General features: G+C 56.9%; 2 protein-coding genes. Both read left to right on the top strand.

Features of this window, described 5'->3' with window-relative positions; all coding sequences use genetic code 11:
- Nucleotides 1-130: 130 nt before the first annotated feature.
- Nucleotides 131-2,500, top strand: coding sequence for a hypothetical protein (locus H165_RS18855; protein ID WP_017940286.1), 2,370 nt, complete (start codon nt 131-133; stop codon nt 2,498-2,500).
- Entirely contained in the window at nt 2,497-3,312 is an 816-nt protein-coding gene (locus H165_RS19685; RefSeq protein ID WP_155943646.1) for a BREX-1 system adenine-specific DNA-methyltransferase PglX, read from the top strand. Before H165_RS18855 ends, H165_RS19685 begins: the two co-directional genes overlap by 4 nt.
- The last annotated feature ends 76 nt before the right edge of the window (nt 3,313-3,388 follow it).

The following is a 3,388-nucleotide window of genomic DNA, read 5'->3' as shown; positions in this document are numbered from 1 at the left end:
GCGGCGACACAGCACGCTGGGGCACATCAGCCCGGAGGCCTTCGAGGCCCGGATGAGTGCTTAAACCTGTGTCCACGACTGCTGGGCAAGATCAGTCAGCTCTTTCTATCATGAGCTGAATCCTGGCTTCATGCTCAATCCAGCCTTCGTTACGGATGTTTTAGGGCTGGAGTTGTCTCCCGCGCAATCTAAGCTGCATCGACTCTTCATTCAGGCGCTGCAGGCATGGGCGGCAGCCACGCCGTTGAAGAAGGGTCTGCCCGTTGGTCTGCCTGCTTCAGCCGTGGTGGCGAACGTTGCGCTGATTGAGCTGGACCGCGTCGTCGAGCAGCAGATTGTGCCGCTGTACTACGGACGCTATGTAGACGACATCCTCTTGGTCATGGAGAACGGTGCCAGTTTTCGTTCCACGGCTGAGCTGTGGGAGTGGCTATTCGCCCGCTCCAGCGGCATGCTGGCGTGGGTGCCGAGCGAGGAGCATAAGCAGATCGGTTTTCAGCCCAGCTACTTGAGCGACAGCCAGATCCGCTTTGCCAACGCCAAGAACAAGGTGTTCATGTTGGCGGGCGAGCCGGGTAAAACCCTGGTGGATGCCATCGCCCACCAGATCCACCAACGCGCCAGCGAATGGCGCGCCATGCCCCGTTTGCCGCGCGCAGCCAGCCACGTGGCTACCGATCTGCTAGCCGCCACGCAAAGCGACGGTGAGGCCGCCGACAACCTGCGCAAGGCGGATGCCCTGACCATGCGCCGCGCGGGCTTTGCCATCAAGCTGCGCGACTTTGAAGCCTACGAACGTGACCTGCAGCCAGACGCGTGGCGCGAGCATCGGCAGGCATTCTTCCGTGCCTTTGTTCAGCATGTGCTGGTGCTGCCGCAGTTTTTCGATCTGGCGGTCTATTTGCCACGGGTCATTCGCCTTGCCACGGCATGCGAAGACTTTGCCGCCCTACGCCAGATTTTGCGTGGGCTGGAGCAACTCTGTACGCAAGTGGCACAAGGTTGCGAACTCAGCATCAAGGCTTGCCCTACAGAAGACAAACCAAGCCACAGCGAAATGCTGGATCGTTGGCAAAAGCAGCTTTTCACCACGGTCCGCGAGAGCATCAGCGCCGCCTTTCCGCCCCGGCTGTCGAAAGGCGGTAAGGCGGCCTGGCTGGCACATATGGAGGGCTACGCACCGGCGAATGTCGATGCCTTCCTGAATTGGTATTTGTTCCCCATCAAGGGCTTCCAAACTCAGCAAGCACGGCTGTTCAAATTTGATTTGGCGCATATGCCGTTCCGTTTCCTCGGTCTGCCCAAGGAAATGGTGGCCCAGAGTGGTATCCCTGCGAAGAAGGCTGCAGCATCCTGCACCCATGCGGCCGATTTGCTACCAAAAGCCGTGCTTGATGGTAGCCAAGTGCTTGCCAAATGGATCCGCTTCAAAGGTTTGCCGCACGGGCTGCTGTTTGCCACCCGGCCTTACAACTTGCCGGAGCTGTTTATCCTGAACAAGGCGGCCTACGATGCTGCGGCGCACGGGGCCATGCAAGCTGTCGTCCTCGCTGTGCGCGGCTTCGAGCTTGGTGATGCAGCGCCTGCTTTCGATAAGCACGGCGTGCTACAGATCCCGGATGGCCAGCCGCAGCGCAAGTACGGCATAGCGGTCGCCAGTTGGAAAACGCAGATGGCGAGCTGGACGGCCTCGGTCATGCGTATGTCCGATCCCGATGCCGAGCGTTACGCACGCCTTTGCCGTCTGTTGGATGGCGTGATTGCTCAGCCAAGGGAAAGCCGCTACTTGGTTCTGCCCGAGCTGGCCTTGCCCGCGCACTGGTTCATCCGTATTGCGCGAAAGCTTCAGGGGCGTGGCATTTCGTTGATCACTGGCATTGAATACCTGCACGCCAGTAAAGGGCGCGTGCGCAACCAGGTTTGGGCTGCGCTGTCGCACGATGGCCTGGGCTTCCCTTCGTTGATGATCTATCGGCAGGACAAACAGCGCCCAGCCCTGCATGAGGAACGGGAGCTGCAGCGTCTGGCTGGCTTGGAGTTGAGAGCTGACAAGGTGTGGCGAACACCGCCCATTCTGCAGCACGGTGACTTACGATTTGCCCTACTGATCTGTAGTGAGCTGACCAATATCAGCTATCGCGCCGCCCTGCGCGGCAAGGTGGACGCGTTGTTTGTGCCTGAGTGGAACCAGGACACCGAAACCTTCAATGCCCTGGTGGAGTCTGCCGCGCTGGATATGCACGCTTACATCATCCAGTGCAATGACCGCCAATATGGTGATAGCCGCATCCGCGCCCCCGCAAAAGACAGCTGGGAGCGTGATGTGCTGAGAGTTAAGGGCGGTGTGACCGACTATTGCGTGATCGGCGAGATTGACGTTCAGGCGCTACGCCAGTTCCAGAGCAGCTATCGCTCACCGGCCAAACCCTTCAAACCGGTGCCGGATGGATTTGAAATTGATTTTGGTCGCAAGGTATTGCCGGCGGGAGAGAGAGAATGAGTGATAACCGGAGCAGCGCCCGCAAACAGGACGTTGAGAAATATTTTTTTCGGGCTTCTGCTGTTGACTTTAGATCCATACCTGACAGCCCGATTGCTTATTGGCTGACGCATAGATTCGTTTCGAGTTTTGAAGCCTTCCCAAAACTGGGCGACATACTTTCAACTAGGGAAGGCCTCACTACTGGCAGCAATGCAACATTTCTCCGTCTTTGGTTTGAGGTGCCGACATCCAAAACATCTTTGCCTAGCAACGTAAGGAAGAATGCCAAATGGCAAGCTTACCTCAAGGGCGGAGAATATCGGCGCTGGGCTGGCAACAATGAGTATTTGGTCGACTGGGAAAAAGATGGGGAGGGGATCCTCAACTTCATTGATCAGAAAACAGGCAGAGTAAGATCCCACAACTACAACGGGGAGTGGGCGTTTAAGCCAGGAATAACCTGGTCTAGCGTTTCCGGCGAAGGATTTTCAGTTAGAAATGTCGCTGGCGGCTACATGTTTGATACAACTGGCTCAATGGGGTTCGTTGCCCCTGACTCTGACCGACTTGGAGTGGTTGCGTATTTGAATAGTGTTGTGGCTTCGGAGTACATGAAAGTGCTTTCTCCAGCCATTCGTTTTCAGCCTGGGCACGCTCTGAACCTGCCATATAACAAGGCACCTACCTCGGCTGCGAGTGCTATCTCCGCAAGAAACATATCTATCTCGCAGTGTGATTGGGATTCCTACGAAACCTCTTGGGACTTCACCAGTCTCCCGCTGTTGCACCCCGACCACCGCCAGCCCACCCTTAAGGATGGTCTGAAGTAGCCACGTATTTCTGGCCGACTACAGACCTCGCTGTTTTTTGAAGCGATCCATCGATCAAAAAGCGCTCAGATCGTCG

Source organism: Pseudomonas thermotolerans DSM 14292 (assembly GCF_000364625.1).
GTDB lineage: Bacteria > Pseudomonadota > Gammaproteobacteria > Pseudomonadales > Pseudomonadaceae > Aquipseudomonas > Aquipseudomonas thermotolerans.
This window is presented reverse-complemented; position numbering and strand designations above follow the sequence as displayed.